This is a genomic window from Streptomyces griseus subsp. griseus, assembly GCF_000720255.1.
In the GTDB taxonomy this organism is placed as follows: Bacteria; Actinomycetota; Actinomycetes; order Streptomycetales; family Streptomycetaceae; genus Streptomyces; species Streptomyces griseus_I.
Window position 1 is genome coordinate 1 of record NZ_JOJE01000067.1, and the last position, 21,798, is coordinate 21,798.

At 68.0% G+C, this 21,798-nt stretch carries 23 protein-coding genes and 4 pseudogenes; 18 read left to right on the plus strand and 9 right to left on the minus strand.

Annotated elements, in window-relative coordinates:
- Positions 1-323: hydrolase (locus IG99_RS41450; RefSeq protein WP_037683850.1), on the minus strand; the 323-nt coding region annotated here is incomplete at its 3' end.
- Positions 324-944: 621 nt separating this feature from the next.
- Between IG99_RS41450 and IG99_RS46990 the strand changes: the two genes are divergently transcribed.
- Complete coding sequence (locus tag IG99_RS46990; protein ID WP_234312140.1) at positions 945-1,307, plus strand: GntR family transcriptional regulator; 363 nt, start codon at positions 945-947, stop codon at positions 1,305-1,307.
- A 591-nt stretch (positions 1,308-1,898) separates the two neighbouring features.
- Here the strand turns inward: IG99_RS46990 and IG99_RS41455 are convergent.
- Complete coding sequence (locus tag IG99_RS41455; protein WP_051866572.1) at positions 1,899-2,888, minus strand: threonine ammonia-lyase; 990 nt, start codon at positions 2,886-2,888, stop codon at positions 1,899-1,901.
- Between the two features lie 230 nt (positions 2,889-3,118).
- A complete protein-coding gene (locus IG99_RS41460) occupies positions 3,119-3,748 on the minus strand; it encodes a GntR family transcriptional regulator (protein ID WP_063768395.1) in 630 nt (209 codons plus the stop codon).
- Between the two features lie 200 nt (positions 3,749-3,948).
- On the opposite strand from IG99_RS41460, the gene IG99_RS41465 reads away from it, so the two are divergent.
- Entirely contained in the window at positions 3,949-4,977 is a 1,029-nt protein-coding gene (locus IG99_RS41465) for an Ldh family oxidoreductase (RefSeq protein ID WP_199815725.1), read from the plus strand.
- Positions 4,978-5,006: 29 nt separating this feature from the next.
- Positions 5,007-6,248, plus strand: a complete 1,242-nt coding sequence (locus tag IG99_RS41470) for an iron-containing alcohol dehydrogenase (protein ID WP_051866573.1) — start codon at positions 5,007-5,009, stop codon at positions 6,246-6,248.
- 315 nt (positions 6,249-6,563) lie between these two features.
- On the opposite strand, the pseudogene IG99_RS52430 reads toward IG99_RS41470, so the two are convergent.
- A pseudogene (locus tag IG99_RS52430) lies at positions 6,564-7,072 on the minus strand (IS701 family transposase); the annotation flags it as partial.
- Positions 7,073-7,381: 309 nt separating this feature from the next.
- On the opposite strand from IG99_RS52430, the gene IG99_RS41480 reads away from it, so the two are divergent.
- The 15 genes and pseudogenes from IG99_RS41480 to IG99_RS47000 all read left to right on the plus strand — a co-directional run.
- Positions 7,382-7,867 (plus strand): RidA family protein, encoded by a 486-nt coding sequence (locus IG99_RS41480; protein WP_037683855.1) that lies wholly within the window; start codon positions 7,382-7,384, stop codon positions 7,865-7,867.
- 124 nt (positions 7,868-7,991) lie between these two features.
- Positions 7,992-9,098 (plus strand): alanine racemase, encoded by a 1,107-nt coding sequence (locus tag IG99_RS41485; RefSeq protein ID WP_037683856.1) that lies wholly within the window; start codon positions 7,992-7,994, stop codon positions 9,096-9,098.
- Between the two features lie 85 nt (positions 9,099-9,183).
- A complete protein-coding gene (locus IG99_RS41490; protein ID WP_037683857.1) occupies positions 9,184-9,918 on the plus strand; it encodes an SDR family NAD(P)-dependent oxidoreductase in 735 nt (244 codons plus the stop codon).
- Between the two features lie 202 nt (positions 9,919-10,120).
- Positions 10,121-10,474, plus strand: coding sequence for a cupin domain-containing protein (locus IG99_RS41495; RefSeq protein WP_037683858.1), 354 nt, complete (start codon positions 10,121-10,123; stop codon positions 10,472-10,474).
- 358 nt (positions 10,475-10,832) lie between these two features.
- A complete protein-coding gene (locus IG99_RS41500) occupies positions 10,833-11,789 on the plus strand; it encodes an ABC transporter substrate-binding protein (RefSeq protein WP_051866574.1) in 957 nt (318 codons plus the stop codon).
- A 7-nt stretch (positions 11,790-11,796) separates the two neighbouring features.
- Positions 11,797-12,771: an amino acid ABC transporter permease gene (locus IG99_RS41505; RefSeq protein ID WP_051866575.1), complete on the plus strand. Its 975-nt coding sequence runs from the start codon at positions 11,797-11,799 to the stop codon at positions 12,769-12,771.
- Positions 12,768-13,535: an amino acid ABC transporter ATP-binding protein gene (locus IG99_RS41510; RefSeq protein ID WP_037683859.1), complete on the plus strand. Its 768-nt coding sequence runs from the start codon at positions 12,768-12,770 to the stop codon at positions 13,533-13,535. The genes IG99_RS41505 and IG99_RS41510 overlap by 4 nt, the downstream gene beginning before the upstream one ends.
- 290 nt (positions 13,536-13,825) lie before the next feature.
- Complete coding sequence (locus IG99_RS41520; protein WP_051866577.1) at positions 13,826-15,310, plus strand: NAD-dependent succinate-semialdehyde dehydrogenase; 1,485 nt, start codon at positions 13,826-13,828, stop codon at positions 15,308-15,310.
- Positions 15,311-15,454: 144 nt separating this feature from the next.
- Positions 15,455-15,529: pseudogene (locus IG99_RS51085) on the plus strand (AsnC family transcriptional regulator); the annotation flags it as partial.
- A gap of 106 nt (positions 15,530-15,635) precedes the next feature.
- Positions 15,636-15,917 (plus strand): Lrp/AsnC ligand binding domain-containing protein, encoded by a 282-nt coding sequence (locus IG99_RS51090; protein WP_234312143.1) that lies wholly within the window; start codon positions 15,636-15,638, stop codon positions 15,915-15,917.
- Positions 15,918-16,216: 299 nt separating this feature from the next.
- Positions 16,217-16,438, plus strand: a complete 222-nt coding sequence (locus IG99_RS52435; protein WP_463607370.1) for an FAD-dependent oxidoreductase — start codon at positions 16,217-16,219, stop codon at positions 16,436-16,438.
- Positions 16,439-16,444: 6 nt separating this feature from the next.
- Positions 16,445-17,359, plus strand: a complete 915-nt coding sequence (locus IG99_RS41530; RefSeq protein WP_463607369.1) for an FAD-dependent oxidoreductase — start codon at positions 16,445-16,447, stop codon at positions 17,357-17,359.
- Positions 17,360-17,417: 58 nt separating this feature from the next.
- The gene (locus tag IG99_RS52270; protein ID WP_107056160.1) at positions 17,418-17,903 is read left to right on the plus strand and encodes an aminotransferase class III-fold pyridoxal phosphate-dependent enzyme; all 486 of its coding nucleotides are present in this window, start codon (positions 17,418-17,420) and stop codon (positions 17,901-17,903) included.
- A 5-nt stretch (positions 17,904-17,908) separates the two neighbouring features.
- On the plus strand, positions 17,909-18,202 hold the full coding sequence (locus IG99_RS41540) for an aldehyde dehydrogenase family protein (RefSeq protein ID WP_107056161.1): 294 nt from the start codon (positions 17,909-17,911) through the stop codon (positions 18,200-18,202).
- Positions 18,148-18,348 (plus strand): annotated as a pseudogene (locus tag IG99_RS47000) (hypothetical protein); the annotation flags it as partial. The gene IG99_RS41540 and the pseudogene IG99_RS47000, both read left to right, overlap by 55 nt.
- A gap of 167 nt (positions 18,349-18,515) precedes the next feature.
- On the opposite strand, the gene IG99_RS41550 reads toward IG99_RS47000, so the two are convergent.
- The 5 genes and pseudogenes from IG99_RS41550 to IG99_RS51100 all read right to left on the minus strand — a co-directional run.
- Entirely contained in the window at positions 18,516-18,779 is a 264-nt protein-coding gene (locus tag IG99_RS41550) for a hypothetical protein (RefSeq protein ID WP_037683869.1), read from the minus strand.
- A gap of 65 nt (positions 18,780-18,844) precedes the next feature.
- Positions 18,845-19,093: a hypothetical protein gene (locus IG99_RS41555; protein WP_037683871.1), complete on the minus strand. Its 249-nt coding sequence runs from the start codon at positions 19,091-19,093 to the stop codon at positions 18,845-18,847.
- A gap of 24 nt (positions 19,094-19,117) precedes the next feature.
- On the minus strand, positions 19,118-19,972 hold the full coding sequence (locus IG99_RS49315) for a hypothetical protein (RefSeq protein WP_158973356.1): 855 nt from the start codon (positions 19,970-19,972) through the stop codon (positions 19,118-19,120).
- Between the two features lie 582 nt (positions 19,973-20,554).
- Positions 20,555-21,337, minus strand: coding sequence for an IS5 family transposase (locus IG99_RS41570; RefSeq protein WP_037683876.1), 783 nt, complete (start codon positions 21,335-21,337; stop codon positions 20,555-20,557).
- Between the two features lie 283 nt (positions 21,338-21,620).
- A pseudogene (locus IG99_RS51100) lies at positions 21,621-21,798 on the minus strand (NF041680 family putative transposase); the annotation flags it as partial.

Genomic DNA, 21,798 nt, shown 5'->3' on the forward strand with positions numbered 1-21,798 from the left:
CGGTTCAGCGCCTCGGTGACACCGGGGTACGGGCCCCAGGTGGGGATGCGGTCGTACACCGCCCGCGCCTCGTCCTCGCGGTACTCGAGACCGACCTTGTGCAATGCGCGTTCCATGGAACGCGCGACGACCTGGTGGAACGGCTGGTACGCGCCCGTGCACTCGTCGATCCGGTACGCCTTGCAGATCCGCAGGAATTCATCGGCGACCTCGGCCGGCAGCCGGTCGCCCAGGACCTCACGCATCGTGTCGTTGATGCTGAACTTGATCAGCGTTCCGTTCATGTCGAACGTCACGAACTTGGGCTTGACATCGAATCCCACAGGGTCCTCCTCGTGCGTAAGTGGAGTAGTTCGGCTACAGGTCGATTGTCGACCATTTAGTTGGTCGATTGTCGACCAGGCGGGTCTCGGCTGTCAACCACATCGGAGGAGTGCCTCAGGCAGACCCGGCGCTGATCCGCTTCCAGAATGGATGAGGTGATCCGCCGGGTCGGGCGCAATCGGCTCTCGGTCGAGGTCGCCTCCGAGTTCGTGCAGGCCGGCAGAGCGCCGGGCTCATAGCAGGCCGCGAGCAACGGCAATGTCACCGGTCAGCCAGGCGCTCAGCTTCTGGCGTGAAACCTGGTACCGACTCGGCGAAGAAGAAGTGTTGTTGGCGTCCGGAGAGACGGAGATGCGCCCACAGCGCTTCCCCTTGGTCGACTGCATTCCACTGCAGGTCCGCAAGCGCCGGTGTCGCCAGCCCGGCATCTGCCTGAGAGCTAACGGCCCTGCCCGAGGCACCGCCTGCCACCGCGACCCGCGATCCGGATAGGGCACCGCTGTGAGTATCAGTGAGCTCCGTGCCTGGCAGTCAACTTGAGGTGTGGATGCGGAAAAACCAGCAGAGGTATAGTCGACAAACGACCAGGCGGTCGGGTGCGAGCAGGGGAGTGTGACGGGGTGGACCACAAGTTCGAGTGGCAGGAGCAGCGGACGACGACGCCGGACGGTGTCTACCGCACACTGCGTGCCGCCATCCTCGATGGAAGCGTCCCCCCTGGTGGCCAGCTGCGCGAGGCGCACATCGCCACAGATCTCGGGATCAGCCGGTCCCCGCTGCGCGAGGCGCTGACCAAGCTGGAGGAAGAAGGGCTCGCAACTGGTCGTCGAGCACGAGAGGTTGGCCACGGTCGCCCTGGAAGGCGACACCGACGCGTTCCGCCAGGAACTGGCCGCCCACTTTCCCATGGGGCTGGGAGCCCGGACGGCAGAACCGGGGGAACACCCGCCCCGGCACGCTTGAGGCCATGCCGACGTGCGTGAAGCGTCAAAGCCCGCTCGCCACCATGACGTCACACGCCCATGCCGAAACGTGGAAGATCAAGCTCGCACTCTCCACACGATCTGTAGTGGATCTTGAGTGAGGGTTGCAGGTTGCCGACCGCCGGCACGGTGCGGCGGAAAAGGGGGCCACCTTGCATGCAAGGACCGATGCCGCAGCCGCTCAGGGTAGGGGCCCGCACGTGAGGCCGTACCCGCCCATCGGCAGCAAGGGAATGACCAACCCCCGCTGTGCGTCGTCTAGTTGCCTCCGCGTCATGGTCGCTGTTCTACCGGATCCGCCCGAAGACCGCGGCGTTCTTCCGGCCGTGAACGGGCCCATTGCGGCCACGCGACGCCGCTGCCAGGTTCGTCACCACGGGCCAGCAGGGCAAATTCACGCTAGGTCACGGCCGCCGGCGAGGGTCCTGGAGCCGGCGGGCGTAACCCAGACGCCGATCAGTGCTATCGCCGTCTTCACGGCGACGGGCGCCACGGCTGACGCCCGTGCCCTCAGCAGAAGTGTGGGCCGACCTGGCCTCTTCGTGGATTAGGTTCGGCGGGGCAAGGCTCGGCTGATGGGCAGGAGTTTGTCTACGGGCAAGCGCCGGCAGGCGTGTTCCGCGGTACTTTCTCAGCATCTGCGACCAGGCCGCTCAGGAATGTGGGATCAATATTGCCTCCGGACACCACCGCCACCGCACGTCCTGCCGGCAGTTCGCGACGCCGGTGGAGGTACGCCGCTGTGGTGACCGCGCCGCTAGGCTCCGCTAGAAGCCGGGCCTCGACCGCGAGTCGTCTAGTGGCGTCCTGGATCTCGTCCTCGGTAACGGTCAAGATGTCGTGCACGTAGGCCTTCACATGTGGCCAGGCCATTTCGCCGAGACTGGCAGTGCGCAACCCATCGGCGATTGTTCGTGCCGTCTCCTCAGCAGCCCACGCCCGGAGTGCGCCGGTGTGAAGAGACTCCGCGGCGTCCGCGGCTAGCTCCGGCTCGACGCCGATCACTCGCGCGTTCGGCAGCAACGCCGCCGCGACGGCAGCGATCCCCGAGATCAATCCGCCGCCGGCCACTGGCACCAGGATTGTCGAGATGCCCGGGTCATCCGCGGCGATCTCCAGGCCGATGGTGCCCTGCCCGGCAATCACGTCCAGGTTCTCGAACGGCGGAATGAGAGTCTTGCCGGTCTGTCGTGAGAACTCCTCCGGTCGGCTGTAGGCCTCTTCGAGTGGAACCACCTCAACGGTTGCGCCCAAGGCTCTGGTGGCTTCGATCTTTCGTGCCGGAGCGTTGTCCGGAATGAAGATGTGCGCCGGGATTCCAAGAGCGCGGGCCACGTAGGCCACGGCTTGTGCGTGGTTGCCCGATGACAACGCGACGATGCCTCGTTGGCGGGCCTCCGGCGCAAGGCGGGTGATTGCCGTTGCGGCACCACGAATCTTGAAGCTGCCCACCGGTTGCAGGCTCTCCGGCTTTAGTGAAAGTCCCTGCCACGGCGACACGATCAGAGGTGTCCGGAGGGCGTACCCGCGGATCCGCTCCGCCGCGTCCTGGATGGATTCAAGGCTGACCAGCGCACTCATGGAACTCCTCGTGGCTCACTTCTGGAAGCAAGGCAGGCCGGCCGAAACGGGCACGTGGGTGGTGGGCACCTCGATCCCCGCGGCCCGCACGACCGTGAGATCGGCTGCGTCGGGGCCGATCCCGTCGCCGGCAGCGCCGGGGACTCCGCCGGGGCCTACGGTTCGGGCGGCTCCGGCGGGGCCCGACATGGCACCGGGACAGATGGACAGCGCGACAGCAGTGCCGGCAGCTACTCGAATGCCGAGCGGAGGCGCTTTTGCGAGCGACGGAGATGAGCGCGCATCGCGGCCGCCGCCCGCCGTGGATCGCGGCGCTCGATAGCCGAAACGATCTCCTCGTGCTCGTCGAGTGCGTCGTGGGTGACAGCACGGTCGACGTACAGGCGAAACAGGTGGACGTGGGCATTGAGCCGGGAGACCGCGTCGCGCAGCGCTTCGTTGCGAGAGGCCTCGGCAATGGCTGAGTGCAGCTCGGCGTCGTGCCGCGCAAACGTGCCGTAGGGCACCACACCGTTGCGAGAAGCCTCGTAGGTCATCTCACTCTGGGTGCTGCGCATCTCCGCGAGCGTCTCCGGCGCGGGCTTCTCGGCCGCTAGCCGGGCCGCTTGCGGCTCGAGTAGCACACGGACTGCGAAGAGGTCATCGAACTGCCTGCGTGTCATCAACTCGCCGGCTCGGTAGCCGACAAGGTGGGTACGCGTGACCAGGCCCTCGGCCTCCAGAGTGGCCAGCGCTTGGCGCACCGGCGTCTGCGACACCCCCAGTTTGCGGGCGATTTCGTCGACCGCCATCCGGGCACCGGGCGGGATCTCCTGGGAGATCAACATGCCGAAGATCAGGTGGTACACCTCGGTGACCATCGGTCCCTTCCTGGGGCCGTTCGCCGGTTGACTCGTCAACGCGGAACACTCCTGTCATCGGTTGATGTACTGGGCATCACTATGACATCCGATCGGATCCGACTCAAGATCCGATCGGATCTCTTCTTGAATCCGATCGGATCTACTGTCAGTCTCTGTGCAGTCATCCCCAGGCAGACGCATGATGGAGGACCGCCCCCGTGAGCACCCCGAACCCGCTTGGACAGCCGTTGGAGAAGCAGGTTCGCCTGCCCGTGGCCGAGCTTCGCGAGTTGGCCGAGCGCGCGCTTCGATCCGTCGGCGTACCCGCGAAGGGGGCGCGGTGGCAGGCAGACCTACTGATCGACGCCGAGCTCAAAGGCCAGCCGTCGCACGGACTGCTCCGGCTTCCGCGGCTCGTGCGCCGAATCCGGGCCGACGTCGCCGACCCGGAGACCACCGGGACCCACACGTGGATGGGACGGGCCCTCCTACGGGTCGAGGGCGGACAGGGGCTCGGACCCGTCGTGGCCCGGACCGCCCTCGACGTCGTGCAGGAGCGTGTCCACGAGACCGGCATCGCCGCCGCGTCGATCGCCTCCGCAAACCATCTCGGCATGTTGGCCTGGTACGCAGAGCATGTCGCGAAGCACGGGCTCGTGTGCCTGGCCGTGACCACCAGCGAAGCCCTGGTCCACCCTTACGGCGGGCGGCGGGCGCTGATCGGGACCAACCCGATCGCGGTCGGCGTCCCCGCCGAGCCCGAGCCGTTCGTGCTTGACATGGCCACCAGCCAGATCTCCATGGGAAAAATCCACGCCCATGCTCTGCGCGAGGAGCCCCTGGAGCCAGGGTGGGCGCTGGATGCCGACGGGGAGCCGACCGTCGATCCGGTGCGCGCGAAGGAGGGGGCGCTCGCCCCGTTCGGCGGGGCAAAGGGATACGGGCTGGGCCTCGCGATCGAGCTCATGGTGGCCTCGCTGACCGGCACCGCACTCGGGACGGGAATCACCGGCACGCTCGACTCGGTGCACCCCGCGACCAAGGGCGACCTCTTCGTGCTGCTGCGACCGGCTGTAGTTCCCGGCCACCTCACTGACTACCTCACCGCGATCCGCGACAGCGGACCCGACCGCGCCGTCCTCGTCCCAGGCGACCGGGCCCGCGAGCGCCGTTCGCGCGCACTCGCCAACGGCGTCGAACTGCCGGCTGCACTCGTGGCCGAGCTGCGCGCGCTCGACCATGCATGACGGACACACCCCCCAACGGAAGGAAACCAATGTCCCCAAGTAGCTCGGCCGGCATTGCTCCCACGTCCTCCTTCGGGCTGCTCCGCCAACCCCGCGAGGTGCTCTACGGAGCCGGCCAGCGGGCCGCCCTGGCTCCCATGGTCCTCGCTTTGGGCAACCAGGTGGTGCTCGTGACCGATGAGCGCATGGCCGGCGACCCGTTCTTCAACGACGTCGTCGTCGCCTTGCGGCGCAGCGGTGCCAGGGTCACCGTGTTCGACCAGGTCACGCCGGATCTGCCGATCGGTGACGTCGACGCCGCAGTGGCCCACGTCCGTGGCTCGGAAGCCTTCGACCCCGAGGTCGTGGTGGGGATCGGCGGTGGGAGCTGCATCGACCTCGCCAAGGTGCTGGCCCTGGTGCTTCGGCACGGCGGCTCGCCGCGGGACTACTACGGCGAGTTCGCCGTACCGGGTCCCACGATCCCCGTCGTCGCGGTCCCGACCACCGCCGGCACCGGGTCCGAGGTCACTCCCGTCGCGGTGCTAAGCGACCCGGAGGCGGTGATGAAGGTCGGCATCTCATCGCCACACCTGATTCCGCACACCGCCGTCATCGACCCGGTGCTGACAGGCAGTTGCCCCAGCGGCCTCTCCGCGGCCTCGGGCGCCGATGCCCTCAGCCACCTCGTGGAATCGTTCACCGCGATCCGGCACGAGCCCACCTCCGAGCTGTACCGGGAGCGTGTTTTCGTCGGCAAAGGCGCCCTGACCGATGCCTACGCCCGTTACGGACTCGAGCTCGTCGGCCGCAGTCTGCAGACCTGCGTGCACACCGGCGGCGAGGGCCCGCACCGCGACGACATGGCCATGGCGGCGCTGTGTGGCGGGTTCGCGCTCGGCACAGCCGGCACTGCCGTCGCGCACGCCTTCCAGTACCCCATCGGCGCCCTCACCCACACCGCGCACGGAGTCGGGGTCGGCTGTCTGTTGCCGTACGCCATGGCTTTCAACGCCGAGGCGCGCCCGGAGGAGACCTCCGAAATCGGCCGCTTGCTCGGTGCCGGGGAGAACGTGACCCCTCAGGGCGCCGTACGGGCCGTCGCCGACCTGCTCTCCGACATCGGGATCCCTGCCACCCTCGCCGACCTCGGTGTCACCCAGGACCAACTCGACGAGATCGCTGAGAACGGTCTGAGAGCTCGTCGGCTGGTGCAGAACAACCCGGTGCCCCTCGGCGCCGTGGAGGCGCGCGAACTGGTCGAACTTGCCTTCACCGGAAAGCTTCCCTGACCCTTTGCCGTCGTAGCCGCTACCACCTACCCGAAACGGAGAAGCCCATGACCGAAGTTCTAGTACTCCAGCAACACTTTGACGTTTTCCCTGTTCAGGGACGGTTTGGGTGAGTGTAGTGGGCTGATTGCTGGCCCGTGTTCTCTTTCCCGGGCCGCCCCTCGATCGTGTGCAGCCGCTGCTGATAGTGACAGCGGCGAGCGACGGCTTGGCGCCGTCGGTGCCAGTGAGACCATCTCAGCGTGCGCGTGCTGATCAGGGACGAGCCAACGGCAGTGGGTGAGGGGACAGTTGCCAGGAGCCGCCGAACTTCTGTCACGGTGAGGGGCGCGAGGCAGGAGCCGTTTCTGCTGCCCCTTTTGCCGCGGCGACGGCAGCTATGACGGCCAGGAAGGCATGCGCCAGCATGGCCAGGGTGATGTGCCGCATCCAGCCGGTGTAGCGGCGGACTTCGTACTGGTCGAGGCCGCACTCGTTCTTCGCGGCCTGGAAGGCTTCCTCAATGGCCCAACGCATCCCCGCGACACGGACCAAGTGCTCGACCGTGGTGCCCAGCGGCGCGTAGGCGAGGTAGTAGGCGATCTCCTCGGGCTTGCCGATGCTGCGGAGGGCCAGCGCCCACCGCTGGTGGGTGGGCATCTCGCCGTCGAAGTCCTCGATGGACGTGATATGCAGGGCCGCCCAGTGATAGACGCGCGGGCCCTTCGCGCCTTCCCCGCACGAACGTCGCTCCCATGCTTCGTTGGGGGGCGTCCGAAGTGCGGCACCTGCTGGGACTTGGGGACCGCGAGGACATATCCCAGGCCGGTCTCCTCCAGCATGCGTGCCGAAGCGGATAGAACCGGTGAGCCAGGTCCAAGGCGTCGACCGTCGCTTCCAGCAGCGGCAGGCGCATCCGCACCTGGTGTTCCGAGGACGAACTCGAGACCGACGTGTGTATTGACAGTGCTCGACGGCCAACCATATCGTCGACAAACGACAATACGGTGGCGGTTTTAAGCCACCATAAGGCGCTTTGTCGCCCCTGTTACTCGAGAGGAGAGCCGAGTGCAGATGATCAAGATTCATGAGAAGCGGGTTCTCGGAGCCCGCCGCGAGGGTTCGCTCCCCGCGCCGTCCGCGGCGGTGACGCGATGAGCCAGTCCGTGACTCCACAAGCGAGCACCGGCTCGGCTTCCGACCGGCTCCGGGCCCTGGGTCTGGACCTTCCCGAGCTCCGGGACAACCCGTACTACGTGCACCACCGCAAGGTGGACTCCAGCATCTACATCTCGGGCCAACTGCCGTACAAGGACGGCTGGCTGCTGGGCCAGGGCGTCGTCGGCCGGGACGTCGAGCTGGAGACCGCGCGGGAGCTCGCGCGCCATGCCGCGCTCAACGCGCTCGCCGCCGCTGTGCAGGCGGTGGGCGACCTGGAGCGGGTCCGGATCGTACAGATGCTGGTCTTCGTGGCCAGCACGCCGGACTTCGGTGAGCAGTCGAGCGTCGCCAACGCGGCCAGTGAGCTGCTCATTCAGGTACTGGGCGAGAACGGGCGGCACGCCCGCACCGCGATAGGTGTCGCCGGGCTGCCGGCCAACAGTCCGGTCGAGATCCAGATGGTCTGCACGGCGGTGTAGGCCCGGCCGACGGCGGCGGTGTACGCAAGCGCGCCACATCGCGGACCGCACACGTTCGGCATCCAGAGGGAGCCAGCACCCGCGCCCCTCGATCATTCCAGGCAGAACCACAAGGAGGGGCAGCGTGAACCGGCTGCAACGAGCACTCGACGCTCTGGTCGAGCGGATCGACACTCCCGCGCCGATCGTGCTGGTCGACGTCATGCAGGGCAACATCGACCGCGTGCAGGGCTTCGCCGACCAGCGCAACCTCAAGGTCAGGCCGCACGTCAAGACGCACAAGTGCGTGGAGATCGGGCGACGCCAGATCGAGGCCGGCGCGGTCGGGATCACCGCGGGCAACGTCGGTGAGGCCGAGGTCTTCGCCGCGGCCGGGTTCGACGACATCTTCCTCGCCTATCCGATCTGGGCCGCGGGAACGAAGGGGCCGCGGATCCGCCGGCTCGCCGAGTCCGCCCGGCTGCGGGTCGGTGCCGACAATGTCGCGTCGATCGAGGCCCTCGCCGACGCGATGGGAGACGAACCGGAACGGCTGCAGGTCGTGATCGAGATCGACTGTGGCGCCCGTCGTTCGGGGGCGCCGCCCGAGGCTGCGGGCGACCTCGCGCTCGCCGCCCGCAAGCGGGGCCTGGTACCGGTGGGTGTCTTCACCTATCCGGGTCACGGCGGTGCCGACGGGGACGCTCGCGGGCGCGCCGCGCAGGACCAGGAGGCCGCCCTCATCACCGCCGTACGCAGCCTCGCCGGCGTCGGGGTCACCGCTGAGGTGGTCAGCGCCGGTTCCACTCCGACCCTCGAGTTCGCAACGAGCGGCGTGATCACCGAGATCCGTCCCGGCGAGTACGTCTTCGGAGATCTGAACAACGCCCGGCTGGGCGCGTGCACGGAGGACCAGATCGCGCTGTTCGTCGCCGGCACCGTGGTCAGCGACCAGGTCCCCGGCCAGGTCATCGTCGATGTGGGCAACAAGGTCCTCAGCAAGGAAGGAAACCCCGAGATCGGCTACGGCGGCATCGCCGGCACGAAGGCGGTCCTGTCCAAGGTCAACGAGTACCACGGGTTCCTTCCGCTGCCGGACGGCGACTTCCGTCCCGGCGTCGGCACCGTCGTCCCCGTGGTGCCGAACCACGTGTGCCCGGTCGTCCTCGGCTTCGAGGAACTGATCGTCACCGACAGCACGGGCACGTCGCTGGAGCGGTGGCCGGTCGACGCCCGCGGATTCCTCAACTGACCGGCGCCGGCGAACGGGACCCTCGTACCCGAACCCGCGACCCCACCCGCGACCCCACCGACAACCCCGTGAAGGAATGCCCGACATGAGACTCGATAACGTCACGGCCCTGGTGACCGGCGCCAGCAGTGGCATCGGGGAAGCCGTGAGTTCCCACTTCCGCCGCGAGGGCGCGCGACTGCTGCTCACCGGCCGCAGGGCGCGACTCGACAGCGCCGAGCCCGACGACCTGTACGTTCCCGGGGACCTCAACGACGAGACGTTCGTCAAGCACCTGGCCAAGCAGGCCTCGGAGTCCTTCGGCGCCGTCGACGTCGTCGTCCTCAACCACGGCCTGCAGGCCGACGGTCCGCTCACCGAGATGGCCTGCGACGACGCGCGGAACGTGCTCGAGAGCAACCTGCTCAGCGCGTTCCTGGTGATGAAGCACTTCGCCCCGCTGATGCCCGAGACCGGCGGCTCGTTCGTCTGCGTCAGCTCACGGCTGGGCATGGTCGGCATGGCCGGGCAGGTCCTGTACTCCGCCGCCAAGGGAGGCCTCATCATGCTCGCCAAGGGCGCGGCGATCGAATGGGCCCCGCGCAACATCCGTGTCAACGTCGTCGCTCCGGGCCTGACCGCCACCCCGATCATCGAAGCGGCGTTCCAGCGCAGGCCCGACCCCGAGGGCTACCGCCGCCAGCGCGAGAGCACGATCCCGCTCCAACGCCTCGCCACCACTGAAGAGATCGCCGACGCGGTGCTCTTCTTCGCATCGTCGGAGTCGTCGTACGTGACCGGATCGGTCCTGACCGTCGACGGCGGATACACCGCCGGCTGAACACCCTGCTGGGGATCACCACGAGCAATGGGCTGAACGGCCTGCACCGCTCTCGCCTTCTGCCTTGGGCGACCGCCGATCGCGGCATGAACTGTCGAACACGCGCCGAGCACGTGCCTCATGCCGCCGTGCTCGAACAGGGCCACCCACGGTGCGCCCATGCCGACAACCCCGCCGATTTCTCTAGCTCCCAAGGAAAGACATGTCGCTCCTGAAGGCCATCGACACCAATCCCTCCTTCGCGCCGCGAGAGTCCGGCCCGCTCCCGGAACGCCTGATCTCCGGCGATCCCGCCTTCAAGACCTGGGCCCAGGACGTCGCCCGTGGGGAGTCCATCCATACGGGCGTCTGGGAAGCGACGCCCGGCGAGATGCGCTCGATCAAGGGCGACACCTTCGAGTTCTGCCACATCCTCTCCGGCATCGTCGAACTCACACCCGAAGGTGGCGAACCGGTGATCTACAAGGCTGGCGACAGCTTCGTCATGAAGCCGGGCTACGTCGGCGTCTGGAAGACCATCGAAACCGTGCGCAAGATCTACGTGACCGTGATGTGACGCCGATGCCGCCCGACCCGATCGTCCTCAGGATCTCTCGTCAAACACCTGCTGAGCAACGTCGCTGGGGCCGATGGATCGCTCGGCACGTCCCTCAGTCGCAGGCCCGGCTCTGCCTCATCCCTCACGAGCGCCCTCATACTGCGGCTTTGGTGAGGACCACCGCCACCTGCTGGTCACCGCCTGCGACGGCTCCAGCTTCGTCCACCGCCAAAGCTGGACCGCCTCCGGGACCCCCTGAGATGCCCGAAAGCCCCCTCTGACGTGTTCCCGGTCGCCCCAGCAGTTCGAAACAGCCACCCATCCGGGATCTGAGCGGCTCCCAGCACGCTTTTCCCTTTGAGTAAGGAGCAGAACCATGCGAGTCAGCAGACACTTGAGCGTTCCGATCGTCACGACGGCCCTGGCCCTCGCGCTCGCCGCGTGCGGGGCGGGCGGCACCGCGGAGAACACCGGGGCGAAGAGCACGAAGCAGGGCGGGGGTTCGGGTTCGTCGGCCGAGCACACCGACGACATCTCGGTCGGGGTGAAGCCGGATGCGAAGGCGGTGAAGCTGCTGCCCGCGGCGGTGAAGGCCAGGGGCACGATCTCGGTGGCCATGGACCTGAGCAGCCCGCCCACCTCGTTCATGGCGTCGGACAACAAGACCGCGATCGGGTTCAACCCGGACTTCTCCCGGCTGATCGCGGCCAAGCTCGGCCTGAAGCTGCAGATCAACAACATCAAGTTCGACACCATCATCACCGGCCTGCAGGCCGACCGGTACGACTTCACCGCCTCCACCATGGGCGCCACCAAGGACCGGCTGAAGGTGCTCGACATGGTCGACTACTTCACGGCCGGGACGGGGGTGTCCGTCCCCTACGGCAACCCGCAGAAGCTGGGCACCCACTCGCTGTGCGGGCGCCGCGTCGCCGTCCAGACCGGCAGCACCGCGGAGCTGCAGTGGCTGCCCCTGCGGTCCAAGGAGGACTGTACGAGCAAGGGCAAGCCGGCCATCAAGCCGGTGGTCCTGGCCAGCGTGAACGATGCTCTGACCCAGCTGGTGTCCAAGCGGGTCGACGCGGTGATGTACGACTTCACCGGCCTTCAGTGGGCGGCCACGCAGCAGCCGAAGACGTTCCAGGTTTTGAAGCCCATGGTGGCCACCAAGACCGTGACGGTCGCGCTGAAGAAGGACTCGCCGCTGACCCCCGCGGTGCAGGCGGCCATCCAGTCCATCATCGACGACCCCAAGTACACCGAGGCGCTGGGGCGTTGGGGCTTCCAGGGTCTCGGGATCAAGACCGCGGCCATGGCCGTCCCGCAGGACTGAGAAGCCGATGGACGTGATCGACACGACGATGACCAGGAGCCGACCGGTGCCACTCCTGCTGCCCGAAGACAAGAAGCGGATCACGCCGAAGCGTCCGCGCGACTACGTCGCCTGGGCCGTCGCCATCGCGATCGTCGCCGGTCTGGTGTGGACCGCGGTGACCAACGAGAACTACCACTGGCCGGTGGTGTTCAGCTACTTCACCACCGAGACCATCCTCGAGGGCCTGCTGGTCACGCTGTTCCTGACCGCGGCCAGCATGACGTTGGGCACGCTGCTGGGGCTGGTGCTGGCGGTGATGCGCATGTCGCCCCAGCGGCCCGTCTCCGGGCTGGCCCAGCTGTACATCGCCTTCTTCCGCGGCACCCCGGTGCTGGTGCAGCTGATCTTCTGGTTCAACATCGCGGCCCTGTACCCGCACCTGTCCATCGGCATCCCGTTCACCGGCGTGTCCACGCCGGTGGACGTGAACGCGATCATGACACCGATGACCGCCGCCGTCGTAGGGCTCACGCTCAACCAGGCCGCGTACATGTCGGAGATCATCCGGGGCGGGTTCGCCTCGGTCAGCCGCGGACAGCACGAGGCCGCGGAGTCGCTGGGCATGTCGGGGTTCACCAAGCTCCGCCATGTGATCATCCCGCAGACCATGCCGGCGGTCATCCCGGCCACCGGCAACCAGGTGATCGGCATGCTCAAGGAGACCTCGCTGGTGAGCGTGCTCGGCGTCGCCGACCTGCTGCAGAGCGCCCAGGCCATCTACGCCCGCAACTACCAGACGATCCCGCTGCTGATCGTGGCAAGCCTCTGGTACCTGATCATGACCCTGGTGCTGAGCGTGCCGCAGTCCATGATCGAGCGCCGTTTCTCCCGCTCCACCCGGACGCGGCTCACCCCGGCCGCCACCTCGGCCGGCCCCGGCACCGGGCCCGGGGCCGGGGCCGGACAGGCCGTTCCCACCACGAGGGAGTCCCTGCTGTGAACGCCGACGGAACGATCGTCGCACGCAAACTGTGCAAGAGCTTCGGACGCCACCAGGTCCTGCGCGACATCGACCTGACCGTCAAGGCGGGGGAGATCTCCTGCATCATCGGCCCCAGCGGATCAGGCAAATCAACCCTGCTGCGCTGCGTCAACGGACTGGAGACCGTCGACCGCGGCGTCCTCAAAGTCAACGGCGAGGACTTCGGCTACGTCGAGAAGGACGACGCCTACCACGCCGTGCGCCCCAAGCGGCTCGCCGAACAGCGCGCCCGCATCGGCATGGTCTTCCAGCAGTTCAACCTCTTCCCCAACATGACCGCCGAAAGCAACGTCATGTCCGGACCGGTCCTGGTCCACAAGAAGGACCGCGCCGCCAGCCGGGAACGGGCACAGGAACTGCTGGCCAGGGTCGGCCTCGAGGGCTGCGGTCACAAGTATCCCGCCCAGCTCTCCGGCGGCCAGCAGCAGCGCGTGGCCATCGCCCGCGCGCTCGCGATGGACCCCACCATCATGCTGTTCGACGAACCCACCAGCGCCCTCGACCCCGAGCGGGTCGGTGAAGTCCTCTCCGTCATGCGCGACCTCGCCGGCAACGGCATGACCATGCTCCTGGTCACCCACGAGATGGGCTTCGCCCGCGAAGTCGCCGACGAGATCCTCTTCATGGACGAGGGCATCGCCGTCGAACGCGGCGACGCCCGCGAAGTCCTGGCCAACCCGCGTGAGAAACGCACAAAGGCCTTCCTCGAAAGAGTGCTGTAGGAACGGCACAGACATGCGATAGCGGTTTCGGCAGCGTGGCTGGCCGTGCTGTCGCCAAGTGCCCTGGGCACCGCCTTGGGCACCGTGATGATCATCCTTGTGACCTCGGCGATCACTCGAAGCTCGGCGAAGCCCCGTTTCGCTCCGTGGTCCACGTCCTGGTCGATGCTGGGCAACCCGGCCATCGTCCTGGGGGACACCGTGCCGGCCTCGCGCGATCAGGGTGCGCCAGCGCTCATGCTCCCGTGACACACCATCCAGCGATCACCAAATCCGAAAGGGCCATGTGCATGACTGACATGCTTACCGCTCCCTCGTGGGAGTCGGCAGTCCTGGAATCCGTCCCCCGTGGTTTCCTGGCCCACGACTGGCAACCCGCCACCGGTGAGCGCACCTTCGAGGTGCGCAACCCCGCAACCGAAGAAGTCATCGCCACCGTGGCCGACTGCGGCCCACAGGACGCGTTGAAGGCCCTGGACGCGGCGGCCGCGGTCGCCGACCTATGGGCTCTCACCAGCCCGCGGGACCGGGCGATCGTCCTGCACCGGCTCACCGCCTCCCTGCTCGAACACCGTGAGCGTCTGGCCCGGATCATCATGCTGGAGATCGGCAAGACGATCACGGAAGCCCGGGGCGAGGTCGACTACGCCGCAGCCTATTTCCGCTGGTACGCCGAGGAGGCGGTCCGCCCGCACGGCCGAAGCACACCCGCCCCGGACGGCAGGAGTCACATCGTCACCGTCGCCGAACCGGTCGGGCCCTGCCTGCTCATCACCCCGTGGAACGTGCCGCTGGCCATGGCCGCTCGCAAGGTCGCCGCCGCTCTCGCCGCGGGCTGCACCGCCCTGCTCAAGCCGGCCGCGCTCACCCCGCTGTCCTCCCTGGTCCTGGGCGAGTTGGCGCGCGAGGCGGGTGCGCCCGCGGGTGTCCTGACCGTGATCACCAGCAGCGACGCGGCTGCGGTGACCTCGGTGCTGCTGGCCGATCCCCGGTTGCGCAAGCTGTCGTTCACCGGGTCCACCCCGGTCGGCAGGCTGCTGCTTCAGCAGAGCGGTGCCCGGGTGCTGCGCACCTCGATGGAATTGGGCGGCAACGCCCCGTTCCTGGTCTTCGACGACGCCGACCTCGACCTCGCGGTCCGCGAAGCGATGATCGCGAAGATGCGGCTGGGCGGCCAGTCCTGTGTCGGCGCCAACCGATTCCTCGTCCAGGAAGGAATCGCCGACGCGTTCGCCGCCGCGCTGGGCCAACGGATGGCCGCTGTCCGGGTGGGCCCCCCGGACCGGGAGGACACCGAGCTCGGCCCGCTGGCCGACCACCGTGCGGTGGCCAAGGTCCGCCACCTCGTCGAGGACGCCGTGGCCCGTGGTGCCGTCGTCATCGCCGAGGCGGACATCCCCGACGGGCCGGGCCACTACGCAGCCCCGACCGTGCTGGACCGCGTCCCCGCCGACGCCGCGATCATGCACGAGGAAGTCTTCGGCCCCGTCGCCGCCATCCACCGGTTCTCCACCGAGGCCGAGGCCATCGCGGTGGCCAACAACACCGAGCACGGCCTCGCGTCGTACCTGATGACGTCCCACATCGACCGCGCCCGCCGGGTCGCCGCCCGTCTGCAGGCCGGAATGGTCGGCATCAACCGCGGCCTGGTCTCCGAGGTGGCGGCGCCCTTCGGCGGGGTCAAGCAGTCCGGCCTGGGCCGCGAGGGCGGACCCGAAGGCCTCCACGAGTACCAGCAGCTCAAGTACCTGTCCCTGCCGGGCTTTCACACCTGAGCAAGCCGTCACGAGCGCAGGGCTCGCCCGTGTCCTGGCCGTGGCAGTGTAAGAAGGCTGGACACACGAGTTGCGCTGCCGCCTCTGATCCCGGGCCGGGCACATCCGTCATCTCCACCGACTTCGCGAGGGAGACGGTCGACCGTGGACACCACCGACGAGAAGATCATCGCCGAGCTGACCCGCAACGCCCGCATCTCGCACTCCGAACTGGCCGGCAAGGTGCTGCTGTCCCGCAATGCGGTGCGCCAGCGCATCGAACGGCTGGAGCGCCGGGGCCACATCGCCGGCTACACCATCGTCCGCGCCGGCGACGACACCGGCAATGTGGTCTCGGCGCTCGTACTCGTCGACCGCCAGGACCGCATGCGCGGCGGCGACGTCCTGGCCGCACTCAAACGCATCCGGCGAGGTCGTCATCTGCGAGATCCTCAGCGGCGACTTCGACATCATGGTGCGCCTGGAAGCGGCCTCGCTGGAACGCGTACGGAGCATCTGGGAGGACATCGCCCAGATGCCCGGCGTACGGGACACGGTCACCGCGCTCACCCTCTCCAGCGTCGTCAACCGATCGCGAGGAGAGGGGAGTTCTACGGCACCGGGGTGAGCAGCGCCACGGCCTGTTCCCTGTCCGGCGGCTCGCGCTGGACCACGAGGTCCACCACGTCCGCCCCGGTGGTCGGGGCCGCCCCTGGCGCGGTTCAAGCGGCCGCCACATGGCCGACGTTGGGGTCAGGGCGGTCACCGTGCCCACCGACCGGACGGCTTGGCGGGCCAGAGGCACGGTACAAGAGCCGCGCCGGAAGGAGGCCTCGGTGTCCAGGCAGGGCGCGCCCCTCCAAGTCGCCACCGAACCCCTCACGCTCGAACCGAGCTTGCGGCCCGGCGGCACGAAAGGAAAGTCCTATGTCAGCTGCCAGGAAGCGCGTAGCCGTCGTCGGCGTGGGAACGATGGGCACCCAGGCCGCCTGGCGGCTGGCGGCCCGGGGCGCCGAGGTCGTCGGCTACGACCGGTTCGCCCCCGGCCACGACCGCAGCGCCGCAGGCGGCGAGACCCGCGTCTTTCGCAGTGCACATTTCGAGGACACCCGGTACGTACCGCTGCTCCGGCACGCCGACGCCCTCTGAGGGCAGCTGCAGCAGGAGACCGGCCGTGAGCTGCGCCGACTCACCGGATGTCTGCTCATGGGGTCCACCCAGGAACAGCAGATGTCCACGGTCCTGGAGTCCATCGCGGAACATGGCCTCGACCACGAGGTACTCGAGACCGAGGCCATGGCGAAACGATTCCCGCAGTACCGGCTCGAAGACGGTGACGCCGTCGTGCTCGACCGACGCGCCGGCTTCATACGCCCCGAACTGACCATCCAGACCGCCGCCCGCCGCGCCGAGCAACTGGGCGCCGTCATCCACCGCTACACCACGGTCCGCGAGATCGTCCCCCTCGCGAACGGCGTCGAGATCCGCACCGACGCCGGCAGCGACCGCTTCGACACCGCCGTCGTCACCCCCGGCCCCTGGGTCAACGACCTCCTGCCCGAACTGCCTTGGGAGGTGGACGTCCGCCGCCTGATCAGCGCCTGGTTCGTGTCCACCACCGGCGTCTGGTTCGGCGAGGAGCGCCCCGCCTTCATCCGCACCTCACCCACCCAGTGCTATGGCCTGCCCTCCCCGGACGGCATTTCCGTCAAGCTCGGCCTCTCCCAGGCCCTGCACAAGCTTGCGGGCGACCCGAACCAGCTGGACCGCACGGTGCAGCCGGAGGAACTGGAGGTCTACCGCGATCTGATCGGCCGCTACCTGCCCGACCTGCACCCCGAGCCGATCCGCCTGTCGGTCTACATGGAGGGCTATACCAAGAGCAGCCGCCCACTGGTCGGCCCGCTGCCGGGGACCGGCAACGAGAACGTGATCCTGCTCGCCGGCTTCTCCGGCTACGGCTTCAAACTCTCCCCAGCGTATGGAGACATCGCTGCAGACCTGGCGCTGAACGGCAGCTCGGCTCAGCCCATCGACTTCATCTCGACCGCCGACCGCACCGCGGCCTGAGTGCGGCTGGCGGCACGGGGCGCTGAAGTCGTCGCCTACGACCGCTTCGCCCTCGGCCATGACCCGCACTGCCGCAGGCGGTGAGACTCGGTCTTCCGCAGCGGGCAGAACCACGACGGCTGCAAGGTGCCGCTCGTTCGGCACGCTTCCTCGCGGGACGGTTCGGTCTTCGGCGTGTGCCGGGATCCGCTTGTGCCGCCGGTGGTGGGGGTGTCAATCGTCGCCCCTCGACCTTCTCGACGAGGACAAGCTGCTGCCCCGAGTGACCGAACTGGAGCAACTGCTCGCCCGCGAACTGCACGACCTCACCGCGAGGACAGCGGTGGTGGAGACGCGTGTAGCTGGTTTCCTGGGCGGCCTCACGCTCACGGACGACATCAGCGCCGAAGCGGTCACCGACGAACTGGTCGAGCACGGGTTCGTCACCCGACCGCTGCGCGGCAACACCGTGCAGATCAGCCCGCCCTTCATCACCACCGACGACGCGATCAGGCAGCTCGTGGCCGCCATCGACACCGTCCTCTCCGTACAGGAAGCCAAGTGACCACCATGCGCACCCTCCCCGACGCCGATCCGACCGCCCTCGCCGACTCCGACAAGGTCCTGGCCAACCTCGACCTCGCCGTTCCCGGCGTGAACCGCGCCTTCGACGTTCACGATCCGGCCACCGGCCGGACGATCGCCCACGTCCCCGACCTGGACGTGCGGCAGGCCCTCGATGCCGTGGCCTGCGCCGACGAAGCCGGCCGCTCCTGGGCCGCCACCACCACCCGCCACCGCGCCGACGTCCTGCGTACCCCACGGAGAACCGGTTCACCGGCGAGCGTTTCGAGAAGGCCTTGAACGTCACGCTCAACTCGGTGGTCTTCCGCTCCGCCGACCAGGACCTGACCACCGCCGGCACCTACATCGAGATGACCTCCCGTCTGGCCGAGCCCGTCCTTGTGGGCCTCGCGGTCCTCGCCGTCCGCAACCGCGTCAAACGCTGACTCCCTGCCACCCGACACTGCAGCCATCGCTGCACCCGAACCCGCATGAGCCATCGCACGGAAGATTTCAGTGCCCAGGTCACAGGCTCGCTCACTGAAATCTTCCGTGCTGCCCGACAGGCATGGTGCAGGGGCGGCTGTCATGAGGGTGGTGTGTGTTGGAGCTGTTAGCGGAAGATCTGCTCGATGCCGAAGACGAGTTTGTGGGCTTGGGGCCACCCGGCGTCGATGAAGGCGTCGCAGATCTGTCGTAGGGCGGTGAGGTTGTCCGGGTTACGCAGGAGGCTGCGGTGGTCGGCGAGGATGCGTTCCACGAAGGTGACGCAGGTTCCGACGCCGAGGGTGTCTGCGGTGTAGCCGCTTTGGGCCCCGACCTGGGTGATGATGTCGCGGACGGTGAGGAGCGTCTCCTGCGGGCGCCGGTCGATCATGCGCTCACACAGTCTGACGAGGTGGTGGGCGGTGCGCGCGATTGGGGTCGCCGAGAGCAGCTTGATCAGTGGCTGTGCCTCGTCGAGGAGTGTGTGCTGTTGGGGACGCCGCCGCCTGCGTAGTAGAGCTGTGACGCGATGTGGTCGAGGAGTTGGGCGGTGTTCTTGAATTGCTCGCGCTCGGCATCGGTCAGGGCCTGATACTGGAGCAGAGCATGACGCGTTCGGTCCAGGGCTGGTTCGGCGAGCTGCTGCATCAGCCTGAGCGCGCGCCGTCGGACAGCGTCGTTGTCGTGGGTGAGCGCTCCGGACACGCGCAGTTCGTGCAGACAAGCGGACTAGGTACCGCCGTCCGGCCAGCGAGTGATCATCCTGGTGAGGGCGGTGTCCGTTCCGGGCGTCGTGTGGTGGACCCACAGGAGCCCGGCGGCGATGGCGCAAGCGGAAGCGGCGGTGTCGCGACCTGAGCGGGAGGCCGCGCGCCCCATGACTGTGGCGAGGATCGAAGCGCCGCGCTGTGCGTCGTTCATACGGAAGCAGGCCGTGGTGACCGTGGCAGCGAGCACAGCGTCGTCGATGTCGTGCTCCGCGAGGTGCTCGAGGATTACCCACGCCGTTCCGGTGTCGCTGACGGCCACGGAAGGGGCGATCAATGCCACGGTGTGCCGGATGGCCCCCACGGGATCTGCTGTCAGAGCGAGCATCGCGTGGGTCACCTCCGGGTTGTACTGCGCTGGAATGCTAGCCAGTTGACCAAGACCACGGGCCGCTTCGGTTCGCGGGCCCTGGGGAATCGCCAGGTTGCACGTAACGTTTTCCGGAGTGGGTTCGGGTCGAGGGCTCCTTGATGCTGAGAGGAGGAGGGTGCGCGCGTGGTTCAGGATTGCCGACGGAGTTTGCGCGCTACGGGTCCAGATCTCAGCAGCATCAGCGAGGGCGTCCTCCGCCTGCGTGCGCAGATCCGCGGACTGTGTTTGCGGCAGGGCCGCTTCTAGCTTGGTCGCCGTTTGCTCGGAAGTTGCGATGTCGTCTGAAGAGGCGGTGCCGTTGACATAGGTACTTGCGAAACTGCTGAGGGCCGCAGTCAGCTGGCGCAGCTCGGCGTCCGCCGGGTCTTCCTCCGCGGTTTCGGCACACTCCTCACCACCCCAGGCCATATGGTCAGCGTCAAACGCCGGATCCGGTGCAGCCATGTCTGCTGTCAGAAGCCGTTGTCTTTCCGGAAGTGCGGGTGTGTTTCCGCTGGTCAGGTGTAGGGGTGGTGTTTCGGCGGGAGGGACGGGTTGTTGTGTCGTCTCTTCGGTGGAGGTGCTGGAATGCCGTCGGTGATGGGGCTGCTGGAGGAGCGTGAACGCGTCGCTCGGCAGCGGGTGGACGCTCTCCAGGCCGAGTTGCGGGAGGCGGAGGCGGTGTGGGAGCGGTTCGTGATGGCCCGTGAGACGGTGGGTGAGGTTCTGGCGGAGTCTCGCAGAGGCGAGGACGTGGCGCCGGTAGCGGTGGCGGGCGAACGGCCGGTGCAGGTCACGGCGGCGGTGCCCCGCTCAGTAGTGCCCCACTGGGAGGAAGGGCTCGCCCCGGCGGTTCTGGCGCCGGACTACCAGCGGCTCATGGATGTGCCGGCCGGTGGGAGCGGGATGCGCGGGGAGGCGATGGACTGTCGGCAACTTGCGGCGGCCTCGGGCTGGAGCCGGTCCCGGCGAAGGTGGAAGGGGTGCGGTCGAAAGCCAAGCGGCTGGGAGCGCGGGGCTGGCTGGCGGAGGAACGTCCGGGGCTGTTCAGCGTGACCGTCGGGCGGGGCGGCGGCTCATGACCGTGCTCATCGCCCACTTGATCACTGCCTCCGAGGTGTCGGTGCGTGTCTCGTAGTCGCGGGCCAGGCGGCGTGAGTGCATCAGCCACGCGAACGTGCGCTCCACCAGCCGCCTCTTCGGCAGCACGGTGAAACCGCTGGTGTCGTCGCTGCGTCTGACCACGGTCAGCGCGATCCGCCAGGCGTCGCGGGTGAGGTCGACCAGGCGCCCGGTGTAGCCGCCGTCGGCCCACACTCGCGTGACGCGCCAGTGCCGTTCACGTAGCCGGGCCAGGAGTGTCTGCCCTGCGTCACGGTCGGTGACCGAGGCCGCGGTCACCATCACGGCCGGCAACAGTCCCAGGGTGTCCACCACGATGTGCCGCTTGCGGCCGTTGGCCTTCTTCCCGCCGTCGAAGCCCCTGGTCGCGGCCGGCACCAACGCGGCTGCCTTCACCGACTGCGCATCGATGACCCCTGCGGTCGGCTCCGGATCACGGCCTGCATCCTCGCGGACCCGGTCGCGGAGGCGGTCGTGGAACTCGGCGGCAAGGCCCTTGTCCCGCCAGCGCCGGAAGAAGGCGTAGACGCGGTCCCACGCGGGGAAGTCCGCGGGCATTGCACGCCAGGTGATGCCGCCCGTGACCAGATAGCGCACCGCGTCGACCATCTGCCGGTGGCAATAGCTCTCCGGTTGCCCGCCGCGGCCCTCGAGCCAGCCGGGAACCGGCATCGCGTCACGTACGACGGCCCACTCCGCGTCGCTCATGTCCGACGGATACTTGGGTCGCCTGTACGGCCGGTCCGTGGCGTTCCCGAACCGGTGAGCGAGACAATCACACGACGGAGACGCCGAGTTGGGCGCCATCGGCGTCGGCACGGAAGACTGCAGCACCAGGGGCCTTCTGTTGCTCGGTTGGATTCGACACCCTCGAGCTGTGCGGGAGGCCCCGCTTTCATGCCCGGCCGGCCATGAGATCACCCGACCGAGTCGACGACCTCGAACTCACGCCCACCAAGATCGATAGAGCAACAGCTTCTCAGCTTGTTCTTTATGGTCTGACCTGGTCACGTTCGGCGATGCTCTCGGGTCGCTTGACCGTTTTACCCACGTCGTAGCGGTTGGCGGGCCGTCGGTTTTTCGAGCCGAGCGGCCGCCCCGGGCCCGGTCGTGTGGGTTTGGGTGCACGGGCGGGGCAGGTGAGGTGTGGGCGGAGGTTCCGGAACCCG